This is a genomic window from Mycobacterium sp. IDUB_24 (genome assembly GCF_055419385.1).
The window spans coordinates 186,686-213,240 of the sequence record NZ_JBVAXO010000001.1 but is presented as its reverse complement, the minus strand read 5'-3'; the positions used below and the strand labels follow the sequence as shown (position 1 = coordinate 213,240).

Below are 26,555 nucleotides of genomic sequence, written 5' to 3'. Positions count from 1 at the left end.
ACCCTAGCGGGTCAGCCGGCGATGGTTAGAAGCTGTTGCGGCAGAGCCTTTTTCGACCTATATGGGCCGAGCACCGCAGCACCGTACTCGCGGGACAGCAACTGGTGAGCGATAGCGTTGACCTCTTCGAGCGTGACCGCCTCGATCTGAGCCAGCGTGTGGTCGATGGTCCGGTGCTCACCGTAATTGAGCTCGCTGCGCCCTATCCGGTGCATGCGCGAACCGGAATCTTCCAGCCCGAGCACGAGCCCACCGCGCAACGAGCCCTTCGCGATCCGGCATTCGTCGGCGGTGATCCCGTCTCTGGCAACGCCTTCCAGAACGTCGGTGGTCACCCGGATCACTTCGTCGAATCGTTCCGGCTGGCACCCGGCATACACCGAGAGCGCCCCGCTGTCGGCGAAGGTGTCCACCGTCGAGTACACCGAGTAGGCCAGACCACGAGATTCCCGAATCTGCTGGAACAGGCGCGAACTCAGGCCACCGCCGAGTGCGGTGTTGAGCACCGACAGAGCCCACCGGTGTTCCCAGTGCCGGCCGGGCGTGCGAACGCCCAGTGACACGTGGGTCTGTTCTCCGTCGCGGTCGACCACGAGCAACGACGGCTTGCCCCCGACCCGGCCTGCACCCTTACGCGGAGCCACCGCGGTGCGACCGGCTTCGAGCCGCGGACCGAAATGCTGCCGCACCAACGACACGACCACGTCGTGGTCGATGTTGCCCGCGACCGCCACGATCATCCGTTCGGGGGTGTAGCGACGGACGTGGAACGAATGCAGCTGCGCGCGCGTCATCGTCTCGATCGACTCGACGCTGCCGATCACCGGGCGTCCCACCGGGTGATCGCCGAACATCGCCGAGAGGAAGACGTCGCCGAGACTGTCCTCGGGATCGTCGTCGCGCATGGCGATCTCTTCGAGGACGACGTCGCGTTCCACCTCGACATCCTCGGTGGCGCAACGGCCTCGCAGCACGACGTCGGCGACCAGGTCGACCGCGAGCTCCAGATCGGAGTCGAGCACATGCGCGTAATAGCAGGTGTGCTCACGCGTGGTGAACGCGTTCAGCTCACCTCCGACGGCATCGACAGCCTGCGCTATGTCGACTGCGCTACGCGTCGGGGTGGCCTTGAACAACAGGTGTTCCAGGAAGTGTGCGGCGCCCGCGACGCTTCGTCCTTCGTCACGGGAACCGACACCTACCCAGACCCCGACCGATGCCGAACGCACCGACGGGATGTACTCAGTGACCACCCGGAGTCCGCCGGGCAGATCTGTCCGGCGGACATCAGTGGTATTCAGTGCAAACGCCTTATGTCGAGCTGAGGCGATCAGGACTCGGCAGCCGAGGCAGCTTCGGCCGGCGCCGGGGCACCGTCCACTGCACCGGCGGCCTGATCCGCCGACTCCTCTTCGACGAGCACCAGCGAGATCTTGCCGCGGTTGTCGATATCGGCGATCTCGACGCGCAGCTTGTCGCCGACCTTCACCACGTCCTCGACCTTGTTGATCCGCTTGCCGCGGCCCAGCTTCGAGATGTGGACCAGGCCGTCACGGCCCGGCAGCAGCGACACGAATGCGCCGAAATCGGTGGTCTTGACCACGGTTCCGAGGAACCGCTCACCGATCTTGGGCAGCTGCGGGTTCGCGATGGCGTTGATCTTGTCGATCGCGGCCTGCGCCGCTTCGCCGTTGGAGGCTCCGACGAACACCGTGCCGTCATCCTCGATCGAGATCGACGCGCCGGTCTCCTCGGTGATCGAGTTGATCATCTTGCCCTTGGGTCCGATGACCTCACCGATCTTGTCGACCGGAACCTTGATGGTGGTGATCCGCGGTGCGTACGGGCTCATCTCGTCCGGCGCGTCGATGGCCTCGGCCATCACGTCCAGGATGGTCAGCCGTGCGTCCTTGGCCTGGCTCAGCGCACCGGCGAGCACCTTGGACGGGATGCCGTCCAGCTTGGTGTCGAGCTGAAGCGCGGTGACGAAGTCCTTGGTGCCTGCGCACTTGAAGTCCATGTCGCCGAAGGCATCCTCAGCGCCGAGGATGTCGGTGAGGGTGACGTAGCGGGTCTCGCCGTCCACCTGATCGGACACCAGGCCCATGGCGATACCGGCGACCGGCGCCTTGAGCGGCACACCGGCGTTCAGCAGCGACAGCGTCGAGGCGCACACCGAGCCCATCGAGGTCGAACCGTTGGAGCTCAGGGCCTCGGACACCTGACGGATCGCGTAGGGGAACTCCTCCACGCTGGGCAGCACGGGAACCAGTGCCCGCTCGGCCAGCGCGCCGTGGCCGATCTCGCGGCGCTTGGGCGAACCCACTCGGCCGGTCTCACCGGTCGAGAACGGCGGGAAGTTGTAGTGATGCATGTAGCGCTTGGAGGTCTCCGGTCCCAGCGAGTCGATCTGCTGGGCCATCTTGACCATGTCGAGTGTGGTGACACCCATGATCTGGGTCTCGCCGCGCTCGAACAGCGCGCTGCCGTGCGCCCGCGGAATGATAGCCACCTCGGCCGAGAGCGCGCGGATGTCGGTCACACCACGGCCGTCGATACGGAAGTGATCGGTCAGGATGCGCTGGCGCACAAGCTTTTTGGTCAGCGAGCGGTAGGCCGCGCCGATCTCCTTCTCGCGCCCGGCGTAGGTCTCGCCCAGGCGCTCGAGCACCTCGACCTTGATCTCGTTGGTGCGGTCGTCGCGCTCGTGCTTACCGGCGATGGTCAGCGCCTCCGACAGCGCCTCGGTGGCCACCGCGGCCACGGCGTCGTAGACGTCGTCGGCGTAGTCGGGGAACAACGGGTACTCGGCGATCTCCTTGGCGGCCTTCTCGGCCAGCTCGGCCTGAGCGTCGCACAGCACCGAGATGAACGGCTTGGCCGCCTCAAGGCCCTCGGCCACAACGGCCTCGGTCGGCGCACCGGCGCCGCCGGCGATCAGCTCGATGACGTTCTCGGTGGCTTCGGCCTCGACCATCATGATCGCGACGTCGTCGCCCACCTTGCGGCCCGCGACGACCATGTCGAAGACAGCCTTCTCCAGCTGCTCGACGGTCGGGAAGGCGACCCACTGGCCATCGATCAGGGCAACGCGCACGCCGCCGACCGGGCCGGAGAACGGCAGGCCGGAAATCTGCGTCGACGCAGAGGCGGCATTGATGGCGAGCACGTCGTACAGATCCTTCGGATCCAGGCTCAGCACGGTCACCACGACCTGGATCTCGTTACGCAGACCGCTGACGAACGACGGGCGCAGCGGCCGGTCGATCAGGCGACAGGTGAGGATCGCGTCGGTCGACGGACGGCCCTCACGCCGGAAGAACGAGCCGGGGATACGACCCGCGGCGTACATCCGCTCCTCGACGTCGATGGTCAGCGGGAAGAAGTCGAAGTGGTCCTTCGGCGTCTTGCTGGCGGTGGTGGCGCTCAGCAGCATGGTCTCGTCGTCGAGGTAGGCGACGACGGAGCCGGCGGCCTGCTGGGCCAGCCGGCCGGCCTCGAATCGGATGGTGCGGGTGCCGAAGCTCCCGTTGTCGAGGATTGCGGTGGATTCGAACACACCGTCTTCAAGTTCAACTACAGACATAGAGTCCGTTGGCCTCTTTCGATTCATTCAACTGTTTTCGCGGCGTCACGGTGGCGATACGCCACGGGCCCTGGATACGGCTACGGCCGTCGATCGAAGCGGCCGGATGGCCCCCCAGAGATAGTCCCTGTGTCGGGGTCCGGCAGCCACTACCGAAGACCGCCCGTCCAGGCGGGCCCGATATGACTCGCAGGAACAGCGCCCGCCGGATCGCGGATGCCGCACCTGAGTTCAGCGCAGAATTGAGCCACTGAACGCCCTCATGTTACACGGCAGCAACGGCCCAACAGCCATCCGTGCCAGCTAGGACACGTCCTCCACACATACGGTGAACTGGCGTTCCGGGTAGGCGTAGCCCACCCCGCTGGCGCACTGATCGACGTTCGACACCCCGCGTAGAACCTCGGTGGCCCGTTGCCGGTGCGGCGCAGAAGAATCCGCGCAGTCCACCCGATACGGGTCTTTGTCGTTCGCGGGGTCGATGCTCATGCAGCCGCCGGTGATCCAGTCGATGTCCAGACAGAGCGTCTGGGTCTCCTCACTGAATGCACTGCGCACCGAGTAGTAGGTGTCGACGTCGCCCGGGCACTGGTCGCTGTCGGTGACCGTGGAGATCACCTTGTAGTTCGACGCGTCGCTGCCGCACTCCGCCCGGCTGGAGTCCGGGCGCTCGTAGGTGCCGCTCATCTTCAGGCAGTCCCCTGCCTTCATGTCCGCGGCCGCCGCGGACGAGCATGCGGTCAATCCGCCGACGAAAAGTATCGCGGCTGCCCCGAGAGGGGCAGCCGCGGAAAGTGGTGGCATCGACGCCGCGTCAGCGACGCAGCCCGAGGCGCTCGATCAGGGAGCGGTAACGCGCCACATCAACCTGGGCGACGTACTTGAGCAGCCGGCGACGACGGCCGACGAGCAGCAGCAGACCGCGCCGCGAGTGGTGGTCATGCTTGTGCTGCTTGAGGTGCTCGGTCAGATCCGTGATCCGCTTGGTCAGGAGGGCGACCTGGGCCTCCGGCGAACCGGTGTCGGTCTCGTGCAGACCGTAGCTGGTCAGGATTTCTTTTTTCTGCTCGGCAGTAAGCGCCACGAAAGTAACTCCATCATTTCAGTCCCGCGAACATATTCTCGGCACAGCCACCGCGGACTGCAGCATGCACCGGATCGGGGCAAAGTCTAGCAGGACCGCGGCGAGCCGCGAATTCAGCTTTGCGAGTGCGCAGCCAGAATCGCGCGGGCCCGGTCGGTATCGGCCTCCATGGCCACCACCAGATCCTTCACCGAATCGAACTTCTCCTGCCCGCGAATCCGGGAGACGAAATCGACCGCGACATGCTGCCCGTACAGGTCGGCATTGGTGTCGAGCACGAACGCCTCGACCGTGCGGGTACGCCCGGAGAAGGTCGGGTTGGTGCCCACCGAGACGGCGGCCTGATATCGCTCGCCCGGAATCACGGTGCCCATCACCGGACCGTGCCCCAGCACGGTGAACCAGGCGGCGTACACGCCGTCGGCGGGAATCGCCGAGAACATCGGAGGCGCCACGTTCGCAGTCGGGAAACCCAGCACCCGGCCCCGCCCGTCACCGCGGACCACCACGCCCTCGACGCGGTGCGGTCGGCCCAGGGCCTCGGTGGCGGCCACCACGTCACCGGCGTCGACGCAGGACCGGATGTAGGTCGAGGAGAAGGTGACCCGCTCGTCGCGATGCTCGGCGTCGAGCGTTTCGGTCACCAGCGACATGCTCTCGACCGCGAATCCGAACCGCTCCCCGGCCGTACGCAGCATTGCCACGTTGCCTGCCGCCTTCTTGCCGAAGGTGAAGTTCTCCCCCACCACGACCTCGACCACATGCAGGTCTTCCACCAACAGCTCATGGATGTACCGCTCGGGGGTGAGCTTCATGAAGTCCGAGGTGAACGGCATGACCAGAAAGACGTCGACGCCGAGTTCCTCGACCAGTTCGGCCCGGCGGGTCAGCGTCGTCAACTGCGCCGGATGACTCCCCGGAAATACCACCTCCATCGGATGTGGGTCGAAGGTCATGAGAACCACCGGTACTCCGCGTGATCGGCCCGACTTCACCGCATGGCTGATCAACTCCGCGTGTCCACGGTGAACCCCGTCGAACACCCCGATGGTGACTACACACCTGCCCCAGTCCGTGGGGATCTCGTCCTGCCCACGCCAGCGCTGCACGCGATCAGCCTACGACCCGAACGCGCCGCGGTCTGCTCTAGATCCCCCGATCAGGTGATGATTGCCTAAACTTTCCTACTGTGAGTCCAGACGGTAACCACCAAGACCTCTCCACGGTTGCCCAGGACTATCTGAAAGTCATCTGGACAGCCCAGGAGTGGTCTCGCGAAAAGGTCAGCACGAAACTGCTGGCCGAGCGGATCGGCGTGTCCGCCTCCACGGCGTCGGAATCCATTCGCAAACTCGCCGATCAGGGCCTGGTCGACCACGAGAAGTACGGCGCGGTGACGCTGACCGATGCGGGCCGGCGTGCCGCGCTGGCGATGGTGCGACGGCACCGGCTCATGGAGACCTTCCTGGTGTCCGAGCTCGGTTACAGCTGGGACGAGGTGCACGACGAGGCCGAGATCCTCGAGCACGCGGTCTCCGACCGGATGCTCGATCGCATCGACGCCAAGCTGGGCCACCCCACCCGCGACCCGCACGGCGATCCCATCCCGGCCGCCGACGGTCAGGTGCCCACCCCACCGGCCCGGCAGCTGTCGGCATGCCAGGACGGCGACGCCGGCACGGTGGCCCGCATCTCCGATGCCGATCCGGAGATGTTGCGTTATTTCGACAGCGTCGGCATCAGCCTCGATTCCCGGGTTCGGGTGGTCGCGCGGCGCGATTTCGCGGGCGTGATCTCGGTGGCCGTAGGACGACCGGGCAAACCCGACGATCCGTCCGGCCGCGACGACACGAGCGTTCTCGTCGAGCTGGGCAATCCGGCGGCTGAGGCGATCTGGGTTGTCGCCAGCTGAATCATCAGTGAATCATCGCGATTTTTACCCGTGTGCCATAGCGGGATCGGCACCAACATGTCCTGTTCGTGACTGTCTCTCTGCACTGGTTCCTGCCCACCTACGGCGACAGCCGGCTCATCGTCGGCGGTGGCCACGGCACGCCCGCCGGTTCTGCCGGTGGTGACCGCGAAGCCTCGATCGACTACCTGGCGTCGATCGTCCGCTCGGCCGAGCGGTTCGGGTTCACCGGCGCGCTGATCCCGACCGGGGCCTGGTGCGAGGACGCGTTCATCACCGCCGCGCTGCTGGCCCGCGAGACCACCTCACTGGCGTTCCTGGTGGCGTTCCGCCCGGGTCTGGTGAGCCCGACGCTGTCGGCGCAGATGGCCGCGACGTTCGCCCGGCACGCACCCGGACGGATCCTGCTCAATGTCGTCGTCGGCGGCGAGGCCCACGAGCAGCGGGCATTCGGCGACCACCTGGACAAGGACGCGCGGTATGCGCGTTGCGACGAGTTCCTCGACGTGGTCCGGCGACTGTGGGCCGGTGAGACGGTCACGCACAAGGGCGAGTACATCGACGTCGAAGAGGCCTCGCTGGCGCTCCCGCCGACCCCGGTGCCGCCGCTGTACTTCGGCGGCAGCTCGCAGGCGGCGGGCCCGGTGGCCGCACGGCACTCCGATGTCTACCTGACCTGGGGTGAGCCGCCCGCGGCGGTGCGCGAGAAGATCGAGTGGATCCGCGCGCTCGGCGAGGAGCAGGGACGCAAGCTGCGCTTCGGTATCCGCCTGCACACCATTTCGCGGGACACCTCCGAGGAGGCGTGGGCGCAGGCCGACCGCCTGGTCGCCGCGCTGGACGAGGAGACGGTCGCCGCAGCGCAGGCCGGGCTGGCCCGCAGCCAGTCCGAGGGCCAGCAACGTATGCGGGCACTGCACGAGGCCAACCGTGTGAACGGCACCTGGAGCGACGCCCGCAGCTTGGAGATCGCCCCGAACCTGTGGTCGGGTGTCGGGCTGGTGCGCGGCGGCGCAGGGACCGCGTTGGTGGGCAGCCACACCGAGGTGGCCGACCGGATCGCCGAATACGCCGAGATCGGTATCGACGAGTTCATCTTCTCGGGCTATCCGCACCTCGAGGAGCTGTTCTGGTTCGGCGAGGGTGTCGTGCCGATCCTGCGCGAGCGCGGCCTGTTCGGCGGCGGCGAGCAGGCCGGTGCGCCCGCCTCGATCCCGTTTGTCGGTACGCCGCGATGACCGATCTGGCCGGCGCCGCCCGCATCTCGTCGGCGGAGACCGCGCTGACCGCCGCGGCACGACTGTCGAAAGCCTTCGCCGCCGACGCCGGAGCCCGCGACGCGCACCGGATACCGCCGCACGAGCAGGTTCGGGCGCTGAAGGAGTCAGGACTGCTGGCCTTGACCGTGCCCGCCGAACACGGTGGGCTCGACGTGCCGGTCACCGTCCTCGCCGAGGTGATGCGACTGCTGGCACACGGCGACCCGTCGATCGGCCAGATCCCGCACTCGCATTTCACATTTCTGGAGGCCTTGCGCTTGCAGGGCACGCCGGCGCAGCAGGCGTACTTCTACGGCCTGGTGCTGGATGGGGCGTTGTTCGCCAATGCCCAGTCCGAACGCGGGCCGCATCCCGTCGACGTGGACACCACCACGCTCACGGCGTCCGACATCGGCTATGTCCTACGCGGCCGCAAGTACTACTCGACCGGGGCGCTGTTCGCCGACTGGCTGATCGTGCGGGCCTCGCTCTCCGATGGTTCGGGGGTGCCGACGGCCGCCACGCCGAAAGCGATCGCATTCGTTCCGCGCGATACCGACGGGGTCGACGTTGTCGATGACTGGGACGGCATGGGACAGCGGACCACGGCCTCGGGCACCGTCACCCTCGATGCCGTCGAGGTACCCACGGCCCATGTCGTCGAGTTCAGCCCGATCTTCACACGACCCACGGTGTACGGGGCGCGGGCGCAGCTGCTTCACGCCGCCCTGGACGTAGGTATCGCCACCGCCGCGCTGGAGGAAGGGGTGCGCCAGGCGGGCAAGGCCCGGCCGCATTTCGAGGCGGCGGTCCCGAGCGCCGTCGAGGATCCCACGCTGGTGCAGGCGGCCGGTGAGCTGACCGTGACAGTGCGCGGTGCGGTGGCACTGCTCGCCGAGGCGGCCCGCCAGGTCGACGCGGCCCGCGGCGATCTCACCGAAGACAGCGCGGCGGCCGCCTCGATTGCGGTGGCGGTCGCCAAGGTGTCCGCGGCCCGGGCCGCGGTGGACGCCGGCAGCGCGCTGTTCGAGTTCGGCGGCACCCGCAGCGCCTCGGCGTCAGGCAACCTGTCGCGGTACTGGCGTGATGCCCGCACCCACACGCTGCACGACGCCACCCGATGGAAGATCCGCCACATCGGCAACTACACCCTCTCGGGCACGAAACCGCCTCGCCACGGCCAACTTTGAGTAGCCGCTACAACGTCGCGGGTCGCAGTACGACCACGTTCTTGGTGCGCGACGAGCCGTCCTGCAACAGTGCGATGACCTGACCGTCCGGTGCGGTGGCGGCATAGATCCCGCCGATCCCGGCCGGCGCCAACGCCCGCCCGTGGCGGGTGTCCTCGGTTTCCTCGGCGGTCAGGTCACGGCGCGGGAACCCGACCAGGCAGGCCTCGTCGAGCGAATAGCTCAGCCGCGCCTCCTCGGAAAGTTCATCGAGCGTGCGGGCCTCGTCGAGGCCGTAGCGGCCAACCTTGGTGCGGCGCAACGCTGTCAGGTGGCCACCCACCCCGAGTGCCACGCCGACGTCGCGGGCCAGGGCGCGGATATAGGTGCCCGAAGAACAGTCCACATCGACGTCCACGTCGACGAATTCGTCCACTCGACGGACAGCCAGGATGTCGAATCGGCCGATGCGCACCGGCCGGGCGGCCAGCTCGACGGTCTGCCCTTCGCGGGCCAGCTTGTAGGCCCGCTGTCCGGCGATCTTGATGGCGCTGACCGCCGACGGCACCTGCTCGATGTCTCCGCGCAGTGCCGCGACGGTGGACTCAATCTGCTCATCGGTCACATGCGCGGCCGAGACCGACTGCAGCACTTCACCTTCGGCATCTTCGGTGGTGGTGGTCTGACCGAGCCGGATGGTCGCGGCATAGGACTTGTCCGTGGCGGTGAGCAGACCGAGGATCTTGGTGGCACGTTCGATTCCGACCACCAGCACCCCGGTCGCCATCGGGTCGAGGGTGCCGGCGTGACCGACCTTGCGGGTGCCGAACAACCGCCGGCAGCGCCCCACCACATCGTGACTGGTCATGCCGGCCGGTTTGTCGACGATTACCAGGCCGGGTTTTGGACTGCTCCTCGCGTGCGCAGATTCTGGACCACTCACAGCACGATCGCCGTCAGCGTCACACCGTCACGCACCGACCATCGCCCGTCCAGCGCCGTCAGCGGTGGCCCGTGTTCGGCAGCCGGATCGATGAGTATCTGGGATCGGAATGTTCCGGCCGCGCCCGTCCCGTCCACCCCGAACGTGATGTGGGCATCTTCGAACCCGAGCCAGCGGTGCGTCAGCGGATACCACGCCTTGTAGGTGGCTTCCTTGGCGCAGAACAGGATTCGATCCCAATGCAGGCCGTCGGGAAGTCCGCCGAGTTCAACGCGCTCCAGCGGCAGCGAGATGGCGCCCAATACCCCCTCGGGCAGCACGTCATGCGGTTCGGCGTCGATGCCGACCGAGCGCACCCCGCCGACAAGCCCGACCACCGCACCGCGGAAGCCCTGGCAGTGGGTGAGGCTGCCGACGATGCCGTCAGGCCAGCACGGCTCGCCCTTGTCCCCCTTGAGGATCGGCACCGGGCCCACCCCCAGTTCGCCCAGCGCCTGGCGGGCGCAGTAGCGCACCGTGGTGAACTCGTTGCGTCGCTTCGCGACTGCGCGGGCCACCAGCGCCGCCTCCTCGGGCAGCGCAGTCAGGCCCGGCGGGTCGTCGTACAACTCGGCCGCGGCGAGCTTGTCCGGCATCTCGGGCAGGACCTGCCCCAGCAACGTGTCGCTCATCGTGCCACTCTGTTCTTCGCGCAAGCGCTCATCCGCGCCTGGCCTTGATCCGGTCCTGCACCTGCTGCGCGTGAGTCCGCATCTCATCGGTGATCTGGAAGTGTCCGCCGAACTCGTTGAGATAGCCCGGCGTGTAGTTGGGGTCGGGCAGGATCTGACGCAACCAGCGGAAGGGCTTGCGGCGGCGCCACTCCCGCGGATAACCGACCGAAACCTCCTCGAAGCGCACGTCGTCGTACCACGTGGTCCGCGGAATGTGCAGATGGCCGTACACCGAGCAGACCGCGTTGTAACGGGTGTGCCAGTCCCTGGTGGCCGTGGTACCGCACCACAACGAGAATTCCGGATAGAACATCGCATCGCAGGGTTCGCGGACCATCGGAAAGTGGTTGACCAGGATTGTCGGGGTCATCCAGTCCAGGTCGTCGAGTCGCTTGCGGGTGGCCGCCACCCGGTCACGACACCAGGCGTCGCGGGTCGCGTAGGGCTCACTGGACAGCAGGAACTCGTCGGTGCCGACGACGTTTCGGTCGCGGGCGATGGCCAGCCCCTCGGCCTTGGTGGAGGCACCCTCGGGCAGGAATGTGTAGTCGTAGAGCAGGAACATCGGCACGATCGTCGCCGGGCCACCCTGTTCGGTCCACACCGGGAACGGATGCTCGGGGGTGATGACACCCATCTGGTCGCACATGTCGACCAGGTAGTCGTAGCGCGACCGGCCGAAGATCTGCATCGGGTCCTTGTTGGTGGTCCACAGCTCGTGGTTGCCCGGAACCCAGATGACCTTCGCGAACCGTTTGCGCAGCAGATCCAGCGCCCATCGGATCTCATCGGTGCGCTCACCGACATCACCCGCGACGATCAGCCAATCGTCCGGTGAGGCCGGGTACAACGACTCGGTGACCGGCTTGTTCCCGTTGTGCCCGGTATGCAGATCGCTGATCGCCCAGAGGACAGGCTGCCGATCTCTCGACTCGTGATCATTCACAGTTGCACCACCACAACAGACCAGCCTAACGGTGCGCCGGAACCGCGAGGCATTGACAACTAGAACAGGTTCTCGTTTATGGTCGAGTCGGTCGCGGCGGACCGCTACACTCCCCGCAAGCCGGGGAACGTTTTGCCACCAAACTGCGAGGGAGTGTGATGGCTGCCAAGTTGCGCCTGTTGTCGGCATTGACGGCACTGGTTTCGGCGGTGATCGTGCTGTGGCAGTCGGGCCCGTCCGAGGGCGCGGCCGCCGGGCCGCTCCACCTCGACGTCACCGACCTCCCGATGACCAACGTGTCCACGACGATCAAATGGCCGATCGTCGAGACCACGGATCCGTCGCCCTTCGATCCGTGCAATGACATCCCGTTCGATGCGGTCCAGCGGATCGGCCTGGCCTACACGCCGCCGGAGCCCGAGGACAGCCTGCGCTGCCACTACGACGCCGGCGACTACCAGATGGCCGTCGAGGCGTTCGTCTGGCGCACCTACGAGCAGACCATCCCGCCCGATGCGGTCGAGCTGGACGTCGACGGACACCGGGCCGCCCAGTACTGGATCATGAAGCCCACCGACTGGAACGACCGGTGGTGGGTCACCTGCATGATCGCGTTCAAGACCAGCTACGGCGTCATCCAGCAGTCGTTGTTCTACTCGCCCGTCCACTCCCCGGACCGGCCGGACTGCTTGGCTGTCAACCTGCAGCGGGCCCACGAACTGGCGCCGTACTACAAGTTCTGAGTCGCGCCGCATTGCGAGAAGCACAGCGGGCGATCCGTAGCCTGGTCGCGTGAGCACATTGCGCCGGTACGCCGGCAAGGCCGTCAGCAGGGTTCTCGGGTTGCCGCCGCACACCACCGACTTCTCCGTGCAGCACGGACTGCGGGTCCCCATGCGCGACGGCGTCGAGCTCATCGCCGACCACTACGCGCCCCTCACCGACCGACCGGCAGGCACCCTGCTGGTGCGCGGACCGTACGGCCGTCGCTTCCCGTTCTCACCGCTGTTCGCGCAGGTATATGCGGCGCGCGGCTATCACGTGGTGTTGCAGAGCGTGCGCGGCACGTTTGGCTCGGGCGGCCAGTTCACCCCGATGGTCCACGAGATGGCCGACGGCGCCGACACCGTGGCCTGGCTTCGGGACCAGCCGTGGTTCACCGGTTCGTTCGCCACCGTGGGCCTGTCCTATCTCGGCTTCACCCAGTGGGCCCTGCTGGCCGACCCGCCGCCGGAGATGAAGGCCGCCGTCATCACCGTCGGCCCGCACGACTTCAGCACGTCATCCTGGGGCACCGGAGCGTTCAGCCTCAACGACTTCCTGGGCTGGAGCGCGATGGTCGCCCGCCAGGAGGAGCCCGGCATGATGCAAGCCCTCTCCCGGCAGCTGCGCGGGCCCGCCGAGCTCGCCAAGGCTACCGCCGGACTGCCGATGGGTACGGCCGCCCGTCAGTTGCTGGGCAGCGGTGCACCGTGGTTCGAATCCTGGCTGGAACACCCCGAACTCGACGATCCGTTCTGGGACCAACTGAGGTTCGACGAGGCATTGCAGCGGGCCGAGGTACCGATCCTGCTGCTCAGTGGATGGCAGGACCTGTTCCTGGACCAGAGCTTGAAGCAGTACGAGCAGCTCCACCGGCGCGGCGTCCCGGTGGCGTTGACAGTCGGCCCGTGGACGCACACCCAGTTGATGACCAAGGGAGTCGCCACCGTGGTCGGCGAATCGCTGGACTGGCTGGGCGCCCATCTGGCCGAGCAGGGTGAGACCAACCGCGGCAGCACGGTACGTATTCATGTGAACGGGCACGGCTGGGTGGAACTGGCCGACTGGCCGCCGGTCATGCCGGAGCACGAGTTGTTTCTGCAACCGGCTGGGCGGCTGGGCGCGATTGCGCCGCCTGACACTGCCCCACCGTCAGACGACAGTTGGTCTTCGCGCGAGCGCTCATCGACGTTCACCTATCACCCGGCCGATCCCACTCCGACCATCGGCGGCCGGCTCTTGGCCGCCAGCGGCGGCTACCGCGACGACACCCGACTGGCCCGGCGCAGCGATGTCCTGACGTTCACCGGCGACCCGCTGCCGGCCGACCTGTACCTGGCAGGCAGCCCCGTCGCAGAGCTTGCCCACAGCTGCGACAACCCGTATCACGACATCTTCGTCCGGATCAGTGAGGTGGATGCAAAAGGCCGGTCCCGCAACGTAACCGACGGATTCCGCCGGTTGAACGGCCATACCGGGCCGGTTCGGCTCGAGCTCGATGCGGTCGCGCACCGGTTCAGAGCCGGGTCCCGGATCCGGGTGCTGATCGCCGGTGGTTCACACCCACGCTTCGCCCGTAATCTGGGCACCGGCGAGCCGCCGGTCTCCGGTTCCCAGCTGGTGCGCGCCACCCACACCGTGCACCACGGTCAGGGCGGGATTTCCCGGGTGCTGCTGCCGGCCGGACCGAAGCCGCCGTCAGCCGACTGAGGTTCGCACCCGCTCGGCGACGTCGTGCAGCGTCGCATCGTCGCACACCGGCAGGCCCCGGACCGCCGGCACCGGCAGGTCGACCCAGCTCTTGCATCCGGCGAATTCGGGCGTGCGTATCAGCTGGATCGGCGTCAGCAGCGGGGCCACCTGGACGATCACGACGGTCAGTCGGTGCCTGGGGCGGAAATCGAGCCGGTCGGTGCGCACCGACTCGGCGGTCCAGATGTGCAGGTCGGAGAGTTCCTCGATCGCCTCAGGACGGTTCACCTCCACTGCTGCAACAACTTTCGCGCCGGCCCTGATGGTCACGGCGTCCTCGGTGCTGTCGGCCGCCGCGGCAGCGAGCAGGTGCTGATGTTCGGGGCGCACCCGCTCGGCGTGGCTGTGTGCAATCGTCGGGAACAACACAAACTCCGGCGCCGCCACCGAGAACCGCTTCTCGTGGATGCCACCCTTGCGCAGCAGCACGGTCTGGCGGCCGTCGAGCAGGGCGTGCACGGCCGCGCCCCACTCCTTGAGCCCAGGCTGCGTCACTGAGCGGCCAGCCGGGCGCGGACCTCCGGACGGCGCAGTGGCGGAACGGTTTTTGGTGGCTGCCGGCGCGGGGCCAGCCCGTCGAGCAGCCTGGTGGTGGTTTCGGTGACTTCGGCGACGGCAGCCTCGAACGTCTCGATATTGGCCCCGGTCGGACGGGTGATTCCGCTGACCTTGCGCACGTACTGGCGCGCCGCGGCCTCGATTTCTTCGTCGGTGGCGGCGGGCTGCAGCCCCCGCAGCTCAGTGATGTTGCGGCACATGACACCCACGATAGGCGCGTTGGGCCCGGCGGTTACGGTGAGCGCATGACCGATCCCGTACTGCTCGTCGACACCACCGACCGGGTTCGCATTCTGACCCTGAATCGGCCCCGATCGCGCAATGCCCTCTCGGCGCAGCTGCGCACGGAGTTCTACAGTGCGCTGCGTACCGCGCAGGCCGATGACGATGTCGACGTGGTCATTCTCACCGGGGCCGATCCGGTGTTCTGCGCAGGGCTGGACCTCAAAGAACTCGGCGACACCACCGAGTTGCCCGACATCTCCCCCAAATGGCCTTCCATGACCAAGCCGGTGATCGGTGCCATCAACGGTGCCGCGGTCACCGGAGGCCTGGAATTGGCGCTTTACTGCGACATCCTGATCGCCTCCGAGCAGGCCAAGTTCGCCGACACCCACGCGCGGGTCGGGCTGCTGCCGACCTGGGGTCTGAGCGTGCGGCTGCCGCAGAAGGTCGGGGTGGGCCTGGCCCGGCGGATGAGCCTGACCGGCGACTACCTTTCAGCCGACGAGGCGTTACGGGCCGGCCTGGTCACCGAGGTGGTCCCCCATGACGAGCTGCTGCCTACCGCTCGACGGGTGGCCACCTCGATCGTCGCCAACAATCAGGCCGCTGTCCGGGCCCTGCTCGCCTCGTATCACCGGATCGACGAGTCCCAGACCAATCAAGGCCTATGGATCGAAGCGGCATCGGCCCGCGCCTGGATGGCTACGGCGTCCGGCGACGACATCGCGGCCAGCCGCAGCTCCGTGATCGAGCGGGGACGCGCGCAGGTGCGGTGACAGGTTGATCAGTCGACGACCCACCCGGCCTGGCCGCTGGCGAGTTCCTCGACGCTCATCCCGTCGACGAGCCGGTCCAGCGCGCCGATCATCGTGTCGCATTCGCGTGCCGGGTGGTCTTTGGGGCATCGCAGCGCATGGGTCAGAAACTGCTGCGCCCCTTGCGCTTGCGCGATGACCCGATCCAGCGCGGCGATCTGCTCGCGCACCGTCTCGCGCCACTGTTCACTCGGCGCGTCGAGCACTGCGGCCGCGGTGTCGAGCGGAAGGCCCAACCGGTTCACAATCTTGAGCAGTGCGAGCCGGCGAAGCTCCTCGGGCCCGTACATGCGCTTCCCGGCCTGCCGCAGGCACGGGGACACCAGCCCACGTTCGTCGTAGTACCGCAACGCCGACGGACTCATCTGCAACCTCGCCGCGGCCTCGCCGATCGGGATCAGGTCCATGCCGCCATTTGACTTCAACCCGCCTTGAACCGGCAAGGTCTACCTATGAACGCCGCGCGTGCGATCAATCACCATGCCGAACACCCCGGGTTCGCGGGGGTCACCGGGGTGTTGTGCGGCTTGGTCTTCCTGCTGGTGGGCCGGGCGAAGGCCCGGCTGGCCGCGGATGTCGCGCAGGTCTCGGCCACAGACCACGTAGTCGATGTGGGTTGCGGACCTGGTACCGCTGCCCGAGTGGCCGCCCGGCGCGGTGCGCGAGTGACCGGCGTCGACCCCTCGTCCACCATGTTGCGCATCGCGCGGCTGGTCACGCCGAAACGCGCGCCGATCACCTGGGGTGAGGGCACTGCCGAGGCCCTGCCGGTGACCGACGGATCGGCGACCGTGGTGTGGGCGCTGGCAACGGTGCACCACTGGCAGGACGTCGACAAGGCGGTTGCCGAAGCCCGCCGCGTACTGACGCCGGGCGGGCGGCTGATCGCGATCGAACGCCAATCACCTGACGGGGCCACCGGATTGGCCAGTCACGGCTGGACGCAGCAGCAGGCCGAGGCCTTCGGTACCTTGTGTCGCGACGCCGGATTCGACGACGTCTCAGTGGCCGAGCGCGGCAGGGGCAAGCAGGCCACCTGGGTGGTCAGCGGTACGCGTCGGACTCACTAGTCTCCGGTACAGCGATGCCACCCCGAGTGCCAGGTCGATCTTGGCCGGCTGCGCCTCCTCCAGAGTCATTTCGCTACGCTCGAAGTATGCGCAGCTGTACGTCTGTGTCGGGTCCAGGAACAGCCGGAAGAAGGCGTCGGACAGGTCATAGTGGGTCCGAACGTCCTCGAAGTACGGGGTCAAACCGGACATAGTCGAATCCACCTTTCTGACACGTGCGGATGAGCGCGCCGGTTCATCAGGTCCGCGCAGGTAATTCGGAGCCGACGCCCTCGCGGATCACCTCGACTTCGTCGCGCCCGGTCCCCTCCGCGAGGTGCATCGCTCCGAATGTCAGTTGAGGTGGCCGTTGAGTGCCAATCTGTAGACGAGTGGAGACATCCGTGACATCAGCGCGCCAGTGCACTGGTTTATCTGCAGCCGACCGAAAAGGTCGACGTCATGAGCCGATTACGAGGATTCAGGTCAAGGAGGGCCAGGTGGACAGCGCCGCGTCGAGCCACGCCGTGGTCATCGGCGGCAGCATCGCAGGCCTCTGCGCAGCTGGTGTGCTGTCCGGCTATTTCGACCGCGTCACCCTGTACGAACGCGATGAACTACCCGACGAACCAGTCAATCGCCCGGCGATACCCCAGGGCCAGCACGTTCACCTGCTGATGGCCCGTGGAGCGCAGGAACTCGAAGGTGTTTTTCCGGGACTGCTGGACGACATGGCCGCCGCCGGCGTTCCGGTCGTGCACAACCAGCCGGAGTCGATTCATTTCGATGCCGCCGGCCATATCCTCGGTACCGGGCACGGGTTGCACGACAGCTTTACCGCGTACGTGCCGAGCCGCGGACAACTCGAATGGCAGATCCGCAAGCGCGTCAACGCCATCCCGTCGGTCGGACTGGAACAGCGGGTGGTCGTGCACCCGCAATTCGATCCTGAGACCAACCGGGTCACCGGCGTGGTCCTCGACGACGGCCAGCGTGTGGCCGCTGACCTCGTTGTCGACGCCTCCGGACGGGGCAGCCGCCTGCCAGGCTGGATGCAGCAGTGGGGCTTTGAAAGCCCGAGGGTCGATACAGTCCACATCGGGGTCACCTACGCCTCGCACCGGGTCCGGATCCCCGCCGGTCTGATCGCGGAGAAGATGGTGCTGGTCAGCGCAACTCGAGACCGGCAACTCGGCATGGGCATGTTGTTCCACGAGGACGGCACCTGGATGGTGACATCCTTCGGAGTGGCCGATACCGAACCGCCACGGGACTTCGCCGGGATGTGCCGGCTTGCCCAAGCCATACTGCCGGCGCATATCAGTTCGGCCCTGCAGGCCGGCGAACCGCACGGCAGCATGATGTTTCACCGCTACCCCACCAGCAAATGGCGCCGATACGACAAGCTGGCGAGCCTGCCCGGTGGGATCGTGCCGTTCGGCGATGCCGTCGCGAGCCTCAATCCCACCTTCGGCCAGGGCGTGACGATGACGGCTATCCAGGCCAGCAATCTACGTGCAGTCCTCGACACCGGACCGAACGATGTTGCTGCCCGACTGGCACATGCGACGGCACGGACCACATATCCGGTGTGGCTCATGAACGCGGTCGCCGATTACGCCGAGCATGGCGCCCAAGGCGACCGCCCATGGTGGTATCGGCCGCTGTACGGCCTGTTCGATCAGTTCCTCGGCGCAGCCGAGACGGACCCCGTACTGGCCGAATGGTTTCTTCGGCGCACGAGTCTGCTCGACAGTCTCTATCTCGCACCATCACCCCGGCTGATCGGGCGTGCGGTCCGCAACAACATCGGACAGTGGCGCGCCGAACGCTCGCGCCGCTAACCGGTCCCTGGCACCAGCCAGCGACCGGATAACGCCCGCCAGCCGACGAAGATCAGTCTCAGCACCATGAAGGTGCTCAGCCCCGACCAGATGCCGAACAGGCCCCAGCCGTAGATGAGCGACAACCAGATCAGAGGCAGGAAGCCGACCAGTGCACTGGTCAGCGTGGCGTTGCGCATGAACTTCGCGTCGCCCGCACCCAACAGCACACCGTCGAGGGCGAAGACGATTCCCGCCACGGGCAATTGGGCCACCAGGAACCACCAGGGCACCCTGATCGCCGCAAGCACCGATCGATCATCGGTGAACACCGGCGGCAACACCGAGGAACCGACGGCGAATACCAGCGCCAGCACCACACCGGCCATCGTGGAAAACAGCGTCACCCGCCAGGCCACGCTCTTGGCATGCGCGAGTTGCCCCGCGCCCAACGCTGCGCCGACCAGTGACTGCGCGGCGATTGCGAGTGAATCCAGCACCAGCGCAAGGAAACTCCAGACCTGCAGAACGACCTGATGGGCCGCCACCGCCGCCGCACCGAACCGCGCCGCGACGGCCCCGGCCGACAGGAAGCAGGCCTGGAACGCCAACGACCGCAGCAGCAGATCGCGCCCCATGGTCAATTGGGCCCGCAGCACCGCCGGCTCTATGCGCAGCGCAACCTTCTCGATCAGCAGGGCCCGCAGAAACAACAGTGCCGCCACCCACTGCCCCACCAGGTTCGCCACGGCCGAGCCGGCCAATTCCCATCGCGGCAAGCCCAGCCAGCCGTACACCAGCAGCGGACACAGCACCGCTGACACGGCGAACCCGAACACCACGTAGCGCAGCGGCCGGACGGTGTCCTGCACCCCGCGCATCCAGCCGTTACCGGCCAACGACACCAGGATCGCCGGGGCGGCCAGAATGGCGATGCGAAGCCAGGGCAGCGCGGCGTCCGCGATGTCGGAGCGCCCGGCGATCACCGACAGCAGCGGTCCCGCGGCGGCCTCTACCACCGCGATGATCAGCAGCCCCAGACCCAGCGCCAGCCAGGTGGCCTGCACGCCCTCGCCGACGGCGGACTGCCGGTCACCTGCCCCGAACATGCGAGCCGAGCGCGCGGTGGTGCCGTAGGACAGGAACGTGCCCTGCGAGTTGACCAAGCCCAGGATCAGGCCGCCGATGGCGAGCCCGGCGAGACTGAGTGCGCCCAACCGCCCGACGATCGCAATGTCGAACAGCAGGTAAATGGGCTCGGCGGCCAGCACGCCCAGTGCCGGAAAGGCCAGGCCCGCAATCCGGCGGGTAGTCGCCGGCGTGACGGGAACATCGCCTTCGGGTTCAACCATGTGACCGCCTGGGAGAGGCGCTCCGCATGCCGTCAGGCAAGAGCTTGCGCGAGCGCCTGCACGACATCGTCGGCCGGCCCGGCTGCCGAGTATCCGGCCGCGTGCGGGTGTCCACCGCCTCCGAAGGAGCTGGCGACCGTGGCGAGGTTCAGCGACTTCGCCCGCATCGACACCGACCAGTGTTGTGGCTCGATCTCTTTGAACACCGCGGCGACCTCCGCCTGTTCAGTGGTGCGCACGATGTCGACGATGCTCTCCACTTCCTCGGGCCGAGCGCTTGACCATTCATCATGCGACACAACGGCATACACGAGTCCGCGGCCGCCGACTGCGCCCGGCAGGAGCCGGGCCGAGGCCAGCACCCGTGACAGCATCGGCAACCACGCGAACGGGTGGGTGTCGAGCAGCGCGCGGCTGATCGAGGCGTTGTCCACCCCGAGTTCGACCAACCGGGCCGCCAACCGGTGTGCCCGCGCGGTCGCCCAGCGGAACGAGCCCGTGTCAGTGGTCAGCCCGGCGTACAAGCAGTGCGCGACACGTTTGTCGATGGGCTTGTCCCAGGCGTCGAGCAGTTCGGCCACCAACATCGTGGTGGAATCCGCCGTCGGGTCGACGTAGTTGGCCGAACCGAACAGCTGATTGGACGCATGGTGGTCGATGACCAGAACCTCGCGGCCGGCAACGGCCAGTCCCGCCAGCGCACCAAGACGGTTGACGCTCGGAATGTCCACTGTGACAACCAGATCAGCGTCATCCCGGATGGCATGCGGCGCGACCATCAGGTGGCCGCCCGGCAGCGTCTGCAGCGATTCGGGCAGCTGATCGGGAGCCGCGAAGGCTACCTCGACCTGCTTGCCCGCGTCGTCGAGCACCTGCGCAAGCGCCAGCCCGGCGCCGATGGTGTCGGCGTCGGGGTAGACATGGCACACCACGCTGATGCTCGCCGCGTCGGAAAGGAGGTCGGCTGCCGCACGCGCGTCGACACGCTGACCGGAAGGGCGCCCGTTGGGAGCCCCCGAATGAGCAGTATCAGTCATCCGTTCGATCGCGGTCACCGGCATCCTCTGTGTCTGCCCCGTCGGCAAGCCCGTCCATGTCTTCCGCCCCGCTCACACGGTACGGGTCTTCATCACCGGCATGCTTGGCGCCCTCCCGAACTCTCGCCAGATCCTCGTCGGCGGCCCGCGCCCGGGCCAGCAGCTCCTCCATCCGGTGCGCCGCGTCGGGCACGGTGTCCCGGACGAACGCCAGGGTCGGGGTGAATCGCACCCCGGTCCCGGCGCCCACCTTGGTCCGCAACACACCCTTGGCGCTCTCCAGCGCCGCCGCCACACCGGCATAATCCGGTTCCTCATCGAGACTGGTCCCGATGACGGTGTAGTACAGCGTGGCGTCGTGCAGATCACCGGTCATCTTGGCATCGGTGATCGTCACGCCGTTCAGCCGCGGATCCTTGATCTCGTACTCGATCGCCGAGGCGACGATGGTGGAGATCCGTTTGGCGAGCCGCTTGGCCCGTGCAGGATCAGCCATTTATGTGGACACCTTTACGTCCGTACCTTCTCGACGAGTTCGTACGTCTCGATGACGTCGCCTTCCTTGATGTCGTTGTAGGTCAGAGTCAGACCGCACTCGTAACCTTCGCGCACCTCGGTGGCATCGTCCTTCTCCCGCTTGAGCGAGGACACCGTGAGGTTCTGCGCGACCACCAGGTTGTCACGCAGCAGCCGGGCCTTGGCGTTACGACGCATGATGCCCGAGGTGACCAGGCAACCAGCGATGTTGCCGACCTTGGACGACCGGAAGATCGCCCGGATCTCGGCGCGGCCGAGCTCCTTCTCCTCGTACACCGGCTTGAGCATGCCCTTGAGGGCCTTCTCGATCTCGTCGATGGCCTGGTAGATCACCGAGTAGTACCGGATCTCCACACCCTCGCGGTTGGCCAGTTCGGTCGCCTTGCCCTCGGCACGGACGTTGAACCCGATGATGATCGCGTCCGAAGCCGAAGCCAGGTTGACGTTGGTCTCGGTGACGCCACCGACACCGCGGTCGATGACCCGCAGCTCCACTTCGTCGTCGATCTCGATGCCCATCAAGGCTTCCTCGAGGGCTTCGACCGTACCGGCGTTGTCGCCCTTGAGGATCAGGTTCAGCTGGCTGGTTTCCTTCAGCGCCGAATCCAGGTCTTCCAGGCTGATCCGCTTGCGGCTGCGTGCGGCCAGGGCGTTGCGCTTGCGCGCGCTGCGCCGGTCGGCGATCTGGCGGGCGATGCGGTCCTCGTCGACAACCAGGAAGTTGTCACCGGCACCGGGCACCGACGTGAAGCCGATGACCTGGACCGGACGCGAGGGCAGCGCCTCTTCGACGTCGGCGCCGTGCTCGTCGACCATGCGGCGGACGCGACCATAGGCATCGCCGGCCACCACCGAGTCGCCGACACGCAGGGTGCCGCGCTGGATGAGCACCGTGGCGACCGGACCGCGACCGCGGTCCAGGTGCGCCTCGATGGCCACACCCTGGGCCTCCATGTCGGGGTTGGCCCGCAGGTCGAGGGATGCATCGGCGGTCAGGACGACCGCTTCCAGCAGCGCCTCGATGTTGGTGCCCTGCTTGGCGGAGATATCGACGAACATGGTCTCGCCGCCGTACTCCTCGGCCACCAGGTTGTACTCGGTGAGCTGCGCCCGGATCTTGGCCGGGTCGGCACCCTCCTTGTCGATCTTGTTGACCGCCACCACGATCGGCACATCAGCGGCCTGCGCGTGGTTGATGGCCTCCACCGTCTGCGGCATGACTCCGTCGTCGGCGGCGACCACCAGGATCGCGATATCGGTGGCCTTGGCACCACGGGCACGCATGGCGGTGAACGCCTCGTGACCCGGGGTGTCGATGAAGGTGATCGGCCGGACGTTGCCGTCCAGATCGACCTCGACCTGGTAGGCGCCGATGTGCTGGGTGATTCCACCGGCCTCGCCCTCGCGGACGGTGGCGTTGCGGATGGTGTCCAGCAGTCGGGTCTTGCCGTGGTCGACGTGACCCATGACGGTGACCACGGGCGGGCGGAACTCGAGATCGTCCTCGTCGCCCTCGTCCTCGCCGTAGGTGAGGTCGAAGGACTGCAGCAGTTCGCGATCCTCGTCCTCGGGCGAGACGACCTGCACCTTGAAGTTCATCTCGCTGCCGAGCAGCTCCAGCGTGTCGTCACCGACCGACTGGGTTGCCGTGACCATCTCACCGAGGTTGAACAGCGCCTGGACCAATGCGGCCGGGTTGGCGTCGATCTTCTCGGCGAAGTCGCTCAGCGATGCACCGCGGGCCAGCCGGATGGTCTCGCCATTGCCCTTCGGCAACCGCACACCACCGACGACCGGTGCCTGCATGTTCTCGTATTCGGCGCGTTTCGCGCGCTTCGACTTGCGGCCGCGCTTGGGAGCACCGCCGGGACGACCGAACGCACCGGCCGCGCCACCGCGCTGACCGGGACGGCCACCGCCGCCACCACCACCGGGGCGACCGCGGAAACCACCGCCGCCACCTGCGGGTGCGCCGCCACCTGCGCCGGCACCGCCGCCGCGGTAGTTACCGCCACCGCCGCCGCCACCGGGGCGAGCGCCCTGACCGGCACCGCCGGGACGTGGGCCACCACCGGGACGCGGGCCGGGACGCGGGCCGCCCCGTCCGGGCGCACCGGCGCCGGCCGGTCGCGGCGGCATGTTGCCGGGCGACGGACGCGGGCCACCACCGGGACGCGGGGCCCCGGGACGTGGCTGCGGACGCGGGATGGGCCGCTCGACAGGCTGCTGCGAGGAGAACGGGTTGTTACCGACACGCGGAGCGCGCGGAGCCGGCTTCGGGGCACCCGATGCCGGACCCGGACGCGGTCCGGGCGTGGCACCCGGGGTAGGCCGGGGACCGGGCGTGGTGCCCGGGGCCGGCGCTGCCGGGGCGCTGGGCGCAGCTGCAGCCGGTTCACTCGGCGCGGCCGGAGGCTGCGGAGCGGCGGGCTTGGGTGCTGCGGGCCGAGCCGGGGCGACCGGTGCGGCCTCAGCCGCCGGAGCCTGAGGTTCGGCCACCGGGGCCGCGGGCGCGGCGGGCTTGGCCGGTGCCGGCTTGGCCGCCGTGGCGGGGCTGGGAGCCGGAGCGCCCGGCTTGGGTGCCGGAGCAGCGCCACCCTGGGGGCGGGGCTTGTCTTCGGTCTTCTTGCCGCCGGCCGGTGAGCCGAGCGCTTCGCGCAACCGACGCGCGACCGGCGCCTCCACAGTGGAGGACGCCGACTTTACGAACTCGCCTTGCTCCTTGAGCTTGGCCAGTAGTTCCTTGCTGGTGACACCGAGTTCCTTAGCCAACTCGTGCACACGGGCCTTACCTGCTGCCACTACATCTCCTCGTCTGGAGGCAACAGCGGTGGTAGGCGCCGCGCCTCGGGTTTAGCTATGACGCATGGTCATCGGGACTTCACGGTGTGCTCATGTTCTTCGCTACCTGTTCTGTTGCCGGGCGTCCGAATGCTTCAAGAGTCTCGGTGATCTTCACCGAAGCTCTCGACGTACTCGATCACCGCGGATGTATCCGGTGAACCGGTGAGTCGCAACGCTCGGACGAAGGCTCGCCGCCGCACTGCCATCTGTGCGCACTGTTGGTCGGGGTGCAACCACGCACCACGCCCAGGCAGGCTTGCCGCGGGGTCAACGGTTACGGAACTCGTCCCGTTCCCGTCGGTCACCGCAACCACTCGGAGCAACTCGGCGGCCAACTCTCGCTTCCGGCACCCGATGCAGGTCCGCACTGGTCCGACAGAGGAGTCGGAGGTGCTTCGATGCGTCAGAGCCGGAGTCTCGCGCTGGATCACGGCTGAGTCTACCGCCCCGAGGGCTGTGCTCCGAAACGCCGGTCACTACTGTCAGTCGCGCACCGCCCCGGGCCGGACTTCAGCGTCCGGCTGCGGCGCCGCATCGCTGCGGATATCGATCCGCCAACCGGTCAGCCGGGCGGCCAACCTGGCATTTTGCCCTTCTTTGCCGATCGCCAGGGAAAGCTGGAAGTCCGGCACGATCACCCGCGCCGCGCGCGCGGCCTCATCGATCACCGATACCGATACGACCTTGGCCGGCGAAAGGGCGTTGGCGACGAACCGGGCGGGGTCCTCGTCGTAGTCGATGATGTCGATCTTCTCGCCGGACAGTTCGCTCATCACATTGCGCACGCGCTGGCCCATAGGGCCGATACACGCGCCCTTGGCGTTCAGTCCGGGCACCCGTGAGGCGACCGCGATCTTGGACCGGTGCCCGGCCTCCCGGGCGACCGCCACGATCTCCACCGACTCGTCGGCGATCTCGGGTACTTCCAATGAGAACAGCTTGCGAACCAGGTTCGGGTGGGTGCGTGACAGCGTGATCATCGGCTCGCGGGCACCGCGGGTGACGCCGACGACGTAGCAGCGCAGCCGGTCGCCGTGCTCGTAGCGCTCCCCCGGCACCTGCTCGGCGCTGGGGATCACCCCTTCGGATCCCTTGGTCTCGCTGCCGATCCGTACGATGACCAGGCCTCGAGCGTTGGCCCGCGCATCGCGCTGGATGACCCCGGCCACGATGTCGCCCTCGTGAGCCGCGAACTCCCCATAGGTCTTCTCGTTCTCGGCGTCGCGCAACCGCTGCAGGATCACCTGGCGAGCCGTCGTCGCCGCGATCCGGCCGAATCCCTCGGGCGTGTCATCCCATTCGTGCAGGACATTGCCGTCGGCATCGGTCTGACGGGCGATCACCTTGACCACACCGGTCTTACGGTCGATGTCGATGTGCGCGTCGGGCTCATGCCCCTCGGTGTGGCGATACGCGGTGAGCAGCGCCGATTTGATGGTCTCGACGACCACGTCGACCGTGATGCCCTTGTCGGCCTCGATGGCATGCAGCGCCGCCATGTCGATGTTCATTCGCCGGCCCCCTTCCCGGTTTCTCCCGACAGTTCCAATTCACGTCGGTTCGGAGGTGAAAACTCCACTTGGACAACAGCTTTGGCGATATCAACCAGGGCGATCTCACGGACGGCCAGATCGCGGCCATCCGGCACCACGACCTCCAGTACGGTGCCGTCGGTTTGCCCGATCCTTCCGGTGAGCACCGAACCGTCGGTCAGCGCGAGTTCGGCCTTGCGCCCGCGGGCGCGGCGGAAATGCTTGGCCTGGGTCAGCGGCCGGTCCACACCCGGCGAGGTGACGTCGAGCACATACGGCTTGTCGCCCTGCGCAAGCTGGTCGAGCAATTCCGAGGACCTCCGCGACAGCGCAGCCAGGGAATCGAGATCGAGACCCTCGTCGCCATCGGCGATCACGGTGATGCGGGGCGGACGAGTCGATGCGTCGATGACGACATCGTCGATTTCGTAACCGGCGCGCGCGAACTCGCCGTCAAGTAGCTCGATCACCTTCGTCTGCGACGGCAAATCCGCAGACCGCAACTTTGGATCCGGTGCCACGGCGAGCTCCTCATCTTGAATTGTCTCCGACACAAATCCCAGGGCCAGCCACCTGGATCAGCCCCGGAATTGCCTATCTACGATACGCCAGGCCCCCGGCAGCAACCGCCAATCGAAGTTCGGTGCGTGGCGAATG

At 67.3% G+C, this 26,555-nt stretch carries 26 protein-coding genes and 1 pseudogene; 8 read left to right on the top strand and 19 right to left on the bottom strand.

The features are described from left to right. Positions 1 to 11: 11 nt before the first annotated feature. The 5 genes from ACZYZF_RS01010 to ACZYZF_RS00990 all read right to left on the bottom strand — a co-directional run bounded on the left by ACZYZF_RS01010 (position 12) and on the right by ACZYZF_RS00990 (position 5,779). Entirely contained in the window at positions 12 to 1,301 is a 1,290-nt protein-coding gene (locus ACZYZF_RS01010; RefSeq protein WP_463745967.1) for a M16 family metallopeptidase, read from the bottom strand. A gap of 29 nt (positions 1,302 to 1,330) precedes the next feature. Beyond that, complete coding sequence (locus ACZYZF_RS01005) at positions 1,331 to 3,586, bottom strand: polyribonucleotide nucleotidyltransferase (protein WP_463745499.1); 2,256 nt, start codon at positions 3,584 to 3,586, stop codon at positions 1,331 to 1,333. Between the two features lie 303 nt (positions 3,587 to 3,889). Beyond that, positions 3,890 to 4,390, bottom strand: a complete 501-nt coding sequence (gene lppU, locus ACZYZF_RS01000; protein ID WP_463834294.1) for an LppU family putative lipoprotein — start codon at positions 4,388 to 4,390, stop codon at positions 3,890 to 3,892. 10 nt (positions 4,391 to 4,400) lie between these two features. Beyond that, a complete protein-coding gene (rpsO, locus tag ACZYZF_RS00995) occupies positions 4,401 to 4,670 on the bottom strand; it encodes a 30S ribosomal protein S15 (protein ID WP_163662220.1) in 270 nt (89 codons plus the stop codon). A 113-nt stretch (positions 4,671 to 4,783) separates the two neighbouring features. Continuing rightward, a complete protein-coding gene (locus ACZYZF_RS00990) occupies positions 4,784 to 5,779 on the bottom strand; it encodes a bifunctional riboflavin kinase/FAD synthetase (RefSeq protein WP_463745497.1) in 996 nt (331 codons plus the stop codon). An 80-nt stretch (positions 5,780 to 5,859) separates the two neighbouring features. Between ACZYZF_RS00990 and mntR the strand changes: the two genes are divergently transcribed. The 3 genes from mntR to ACZYZF_RS00975 all read left to right on the top strand — a co-directional run bounded on the left by mntR (position 5,860) and on the right by ACZYZF_RS00975 (position 9,031). Continuing rightward, complete coding sequence (gene mntR / locus ACZYZF_RS00985) at positions 5,860 to 6,582, top strand: manganese-binding transcriptional regulator MntR (RefSeq protein WP_463834293.1); 723 nt, start codon at positions 5,860 to 5,862, stop codon at positions 6,580 to 6,582. A gap of 68 nt (positions 6,583 to 6,650) precedes the next feature. Next, positions 6,651 to 7,820: an LLM class flavin-dependent oxidoreductase gene (locus ACZYZF_RS00980; RefSeq protein ID WP_463745495.1), complete on the top strand. Its 1,170-nt coding sequence runs from the start codon at positions 6,651 to 6,653 to the stop codon at positions 7,818 to 7,820. Beyond that, the gene (locus tag ACZYZF_RS00975) at positions 7,817 to 9,031 is read left to right on the top strand and encodes an SfnB family sulfur acquisition oxidoreductase (RefSeq protein ID WP_463745494.1); all 1,215 of its coding nucleotides are present in this window, start codon (positions 7,817 to 7,819) and stop codon (positions 9,029 to 9,031) included. The genes ACZYZF_RS00980 and ACZYZF_RS00975 overlap by 4 nt, the downstream gene beginning before the upstream one ends. A 7-nt stretch (positions 9,032 to 9,038) precedes the next feature. On the opposite strand, the gene truB is transcribed toward ACZYZF_RS00975, so the two are convergent. The 3 genes from truB to ACZYZF_RS00960 are packed head-to-tail and all read right to left on the bottom strand — an operon-like array spanning position 9,039 to position 11,612. Continuing rightward, positions 9,039 to 9,953 (bottom strand): tRNA pseudouridine(55) synthase TruB, encoded by a 915-nt coding sequence (gene truB, locus ACZYZF_RS00970; RefSeq protein WP_463745493.1) that lies wholly within the window; start codon positions 9,951 to 9,953, stop codon positions 9,039 to 9,041. Continuing rightward, positions 9,950 to 10,624, bottom strand: coding sequence for a 4'-phosphopantetheinyl transferase PptT (pptT, locus tag ACZYZF_RS00965; RefSeq protein ID WP_463745492.1), 675 nt, complete (start codon positions 10,622 to 10,624; stop codon positions 9,950 to 9,952). The genes truB and pptT overlap by 4 nt, the downstream gene beginning before the upstream one ends. 28 nt (positions 10,625 to 10,652) lie before the next feature. Beyond that, complete coding sequence (locus ACZYZF_RS00960) at positions 10,653 to 11,612, bottom strand: metallophosphoesterase family protein (RefSeq protein WP_463834292.1); 960 nt, start codon at positions 11,610 to 11,612, stop codon at positions 10,653 to 10,655. A gap of 158 nt (positions 11,613 to 11,770) precedes the next feature. On the opposite strand from ACZYZF_RS00960, the gene ACZYZF_RS00955 reads away from it, so the two are divergent. Both ACZYZF_RS00955 and ACZYZF_RS00950 read left to right on the top strand, forming a co-directional pair. Continuing rightward, the gene (locus ACZYZF_RS00955) at positions 11,771 to 12,355 is read left to right on the top strand and encodes a DUF3558 domain-containing protein (protein WP_463745490.1); all 585 of its coding nucleotides are present in this window, start codon (positions 11,771 to 11,773) and stop codon (positions 12,353 to 12,355) included. A 49-nt stretch (positions 12,356 to 12,404) separates the two neighbouring features. Continuing rightward, complete coding sequence (locus tag ACZYZF_RS00950) at positions 12,405 to 14,084, top strand: CocE/NonD family hydrolase (RefSeq protein WP_463834290.1); 1,680 nt, start codon at positions 12,405 to 12,407, stop codon at positions 14,082 to 14,084. Here the strand turns inward: ACZYZF_RS00950 and ACZYZF_RS00945 are convergent. Both ACZYZF_RS00945 and ACZYZF_RS00940 read right to left on the bottom strand, forming a co-directional pair. Continuing rightward, complete coding sequence (locus ACZYZF_RS00945) at positions 14,073 to 14,621, bottom strand: DUF1802 family protein (RefSeq protein ID WP_463745488.1); 549 nt, start codon at positions 14,619 to 14,621, stop codon at positions 14,073 to 14,075. The two genes, ACZYZF_RS00950 and ACZYZF_RS00945, sit on opposite strands and share 12 nt — an antisense overlap. Beyond that, positions 14,618 to 14,884 (bottom strand): DUF2277 domain-containing protein, encoded by a 267-nt coding sequence (locus ACZYZF_RS00940; RefSeq protein ID WP_463745487.1) that lies wholly within the window; start codon positions 14,882 to 14,884, stop codon positions 14,618 to 14,620. Before ACZYZF_RS00940 ends, ACZYZF_RS00945 begins: the two co-directional genes overlap by 4 nt. A 45-nt stretch (positions 14,885 to 14,929) precedes the next feature. On the opposite strand from ACZYZF_RS00940, the gene ACZYZF_RS00935 reads away from it, so the two are divergent. Then, the gene (locus tag ACZYZF_RS00935) at positions 14,930 to 15,685 is read left to right on the top strand and encodes an enoyl-CoA hydratase (protein ID WP_463745486.1); all 756 of its coding nucleotides are present in this window, start codon (positions 14,930 to 14,932) and stop codon (positions 15,683 to 15,685) included. Positions 15,686 to 15,693: 8 nt separating this feature from the next. Here the strand turns inward: ACZYZF_RS00935 and ACZYZF_RS00930 are convergent, their stop codons facing one another. Beyond that, the gene (locus ACZYZF_RS00930; RefSeq protein ID WP_463745485.1) at positions 15,694 to 16,131 is read right to left on the bottom strand and encodes a MerR family transcriptional regulator; all 438 of its coding nucleotides are present in this window, start codon (positions 16,129 to 16,131) and stop codon (positions 15,694 to 15,696) included. A gap of 45 nt (positions 16,132 to 16,176) precedes the next feature. Between ACZYZF_RS00930 and ACZYZF_RS00925 the strand changes: the two genes are divergently transcribed. Continuing rightward, positions 16,177 to 16,794 (top strand): class I SAM-dependent methyltransferase, encoded by a 618-nt coding sequence (locus ACZYZF_RS00925; protein ID WP_463834289.1) that lies wholly within the window; start codon positions 16,177 to 16,179, stop codon positions 16,792 to 16,794. A 9-nt stretch (positions 16,795 to 16,803) separates the two neighbouring features. On the opposite strand, the pseudogene ACZYZF_RS00920 reads toward ACZYZF_RS00925, so the two are convergent. Next, positions 16,804 to 16,986, bottom strand: a pseudogene (locus ACZYZF_RS00920) (class I SAM-dependent methyltransferase); the annotation flags it as partial. Between the two features lie 287 nt (positions 16,987 to 17,273). Here ACZYZF_RS00920 and ACZYZF_RS00915 point away from each other — a divergent pair. Next, entirely contained in the window at positions 17,274 to 18,617 is a 1,344-nt protein-coding gene (locus tag ACZYZF_RS00915) for an FAD-dependent oxidoreductase (RefSeq protein ID WP_463745483.1), read from the top strand. On the opposite strand, the gene ACZYZF_RS00910 is transcribed toward ACZYZF_RS00915, so the two are convergent. The 7 genes from ACZYZF_RS00910 to rimP form a co-directional block, all read right to left on the bottom strand. Beyond that, a complete protein-coding gene (locus ACZYZF_RS00910) occupies positions 18,614 to 19,948 on the bottom strand; it encodes an MATE family efflux transporter (protein WP_463834287.1) in 1,335 nt (444 codons plus the stop codon). The two genes, ACZYZF_RS00915 and ACZYZF_RS00910, sit on opposite strands and share 4 nt — an antisense overlap. 32 nt (positions 19,949 to 19,980) lie before the next feature. Beyond that, positions 19,981 to 20,985, bottom strand: a complete 1,005-nt coding sequence (locus tag ACZYZF_RS00905; RefSeq protein ID WP_463745481.1) for a DHH family phosphoesterase — start codon at positions 20,983 to 20,985, stop codon at positions 19,981 to 19,983. After that, positions 20,978 to 21,481, bottom strand: coding sequence for a 30S ribosome-binding factor RbfA (rbfA, locus tag ACZYZF_RS00900; protein ID WP_135453742.1), 504 nt, complete (start codon positions 21,479 to 21,481; stop codon positions 20,978 to 20,980). The genes ACZYZF_RS00905 and rbfA overlap by 8 nt, the downstream gene beginning before the upstream one ends. Before the next feature lie 14 nt (positions 21,482 to 21,495). Next, the gene (infB, locus tag ACZYZF_RS00895; RefSeq protein ID WP_463745480.1) at positions 21,496 to 24,324 is read right to left on the bottom strand and encodes a translation initiation factor IF-2; all 2,829 of its coding nucleotides are present in this window, start codon (positions 24,322 to 24,324) and stop codon (positions 21,496 to 21,498) included. Positions 24,325 to 24,458: 134 nt separating this feature from the next. Continuing rightward, a complete protein-coding gene (locus ACZYZF_RS00890) occupies positions 24,459 to 24,671 on the bottom strand; it encodes a YlxR family protein (RefSeq protein ID WP_463745479.1) in 213 nt (70 codons plus the stop codon). A 177-nt stretch (positions 24,672 to 24,848) separates the two neighbouring features. Next, the gene (gene nusA / locus ACZYZF_RS00885; RefSeq protein ID WP_463745478.1) at positions 24,849 to 25,877 is read right to left on the bottom strand and encodes a transcription termination factor NusA; all 1,029 of its coding nucleotides are present in this window, start codon (positions 25,875 to 25,877) and stop codon (positions 24,849 to 24,851) included. Then, positions 25,874 to 26,419, bottom strand: coding sequence for a ribosome maturation factor RimP (rimP, locus tag ACZYZF_RS00880; protein WP_463834286.1), 546 nt, complete (start codon positions 26,417 to 26,419; stop codon positions 25,874 to 25,876). Before rimP ends, nusA begins: the two co-directional genes overlap by 4 nt. Between the last annotated feature and the right edge of the window lie 136 nt (positions 26,420 to 26,555).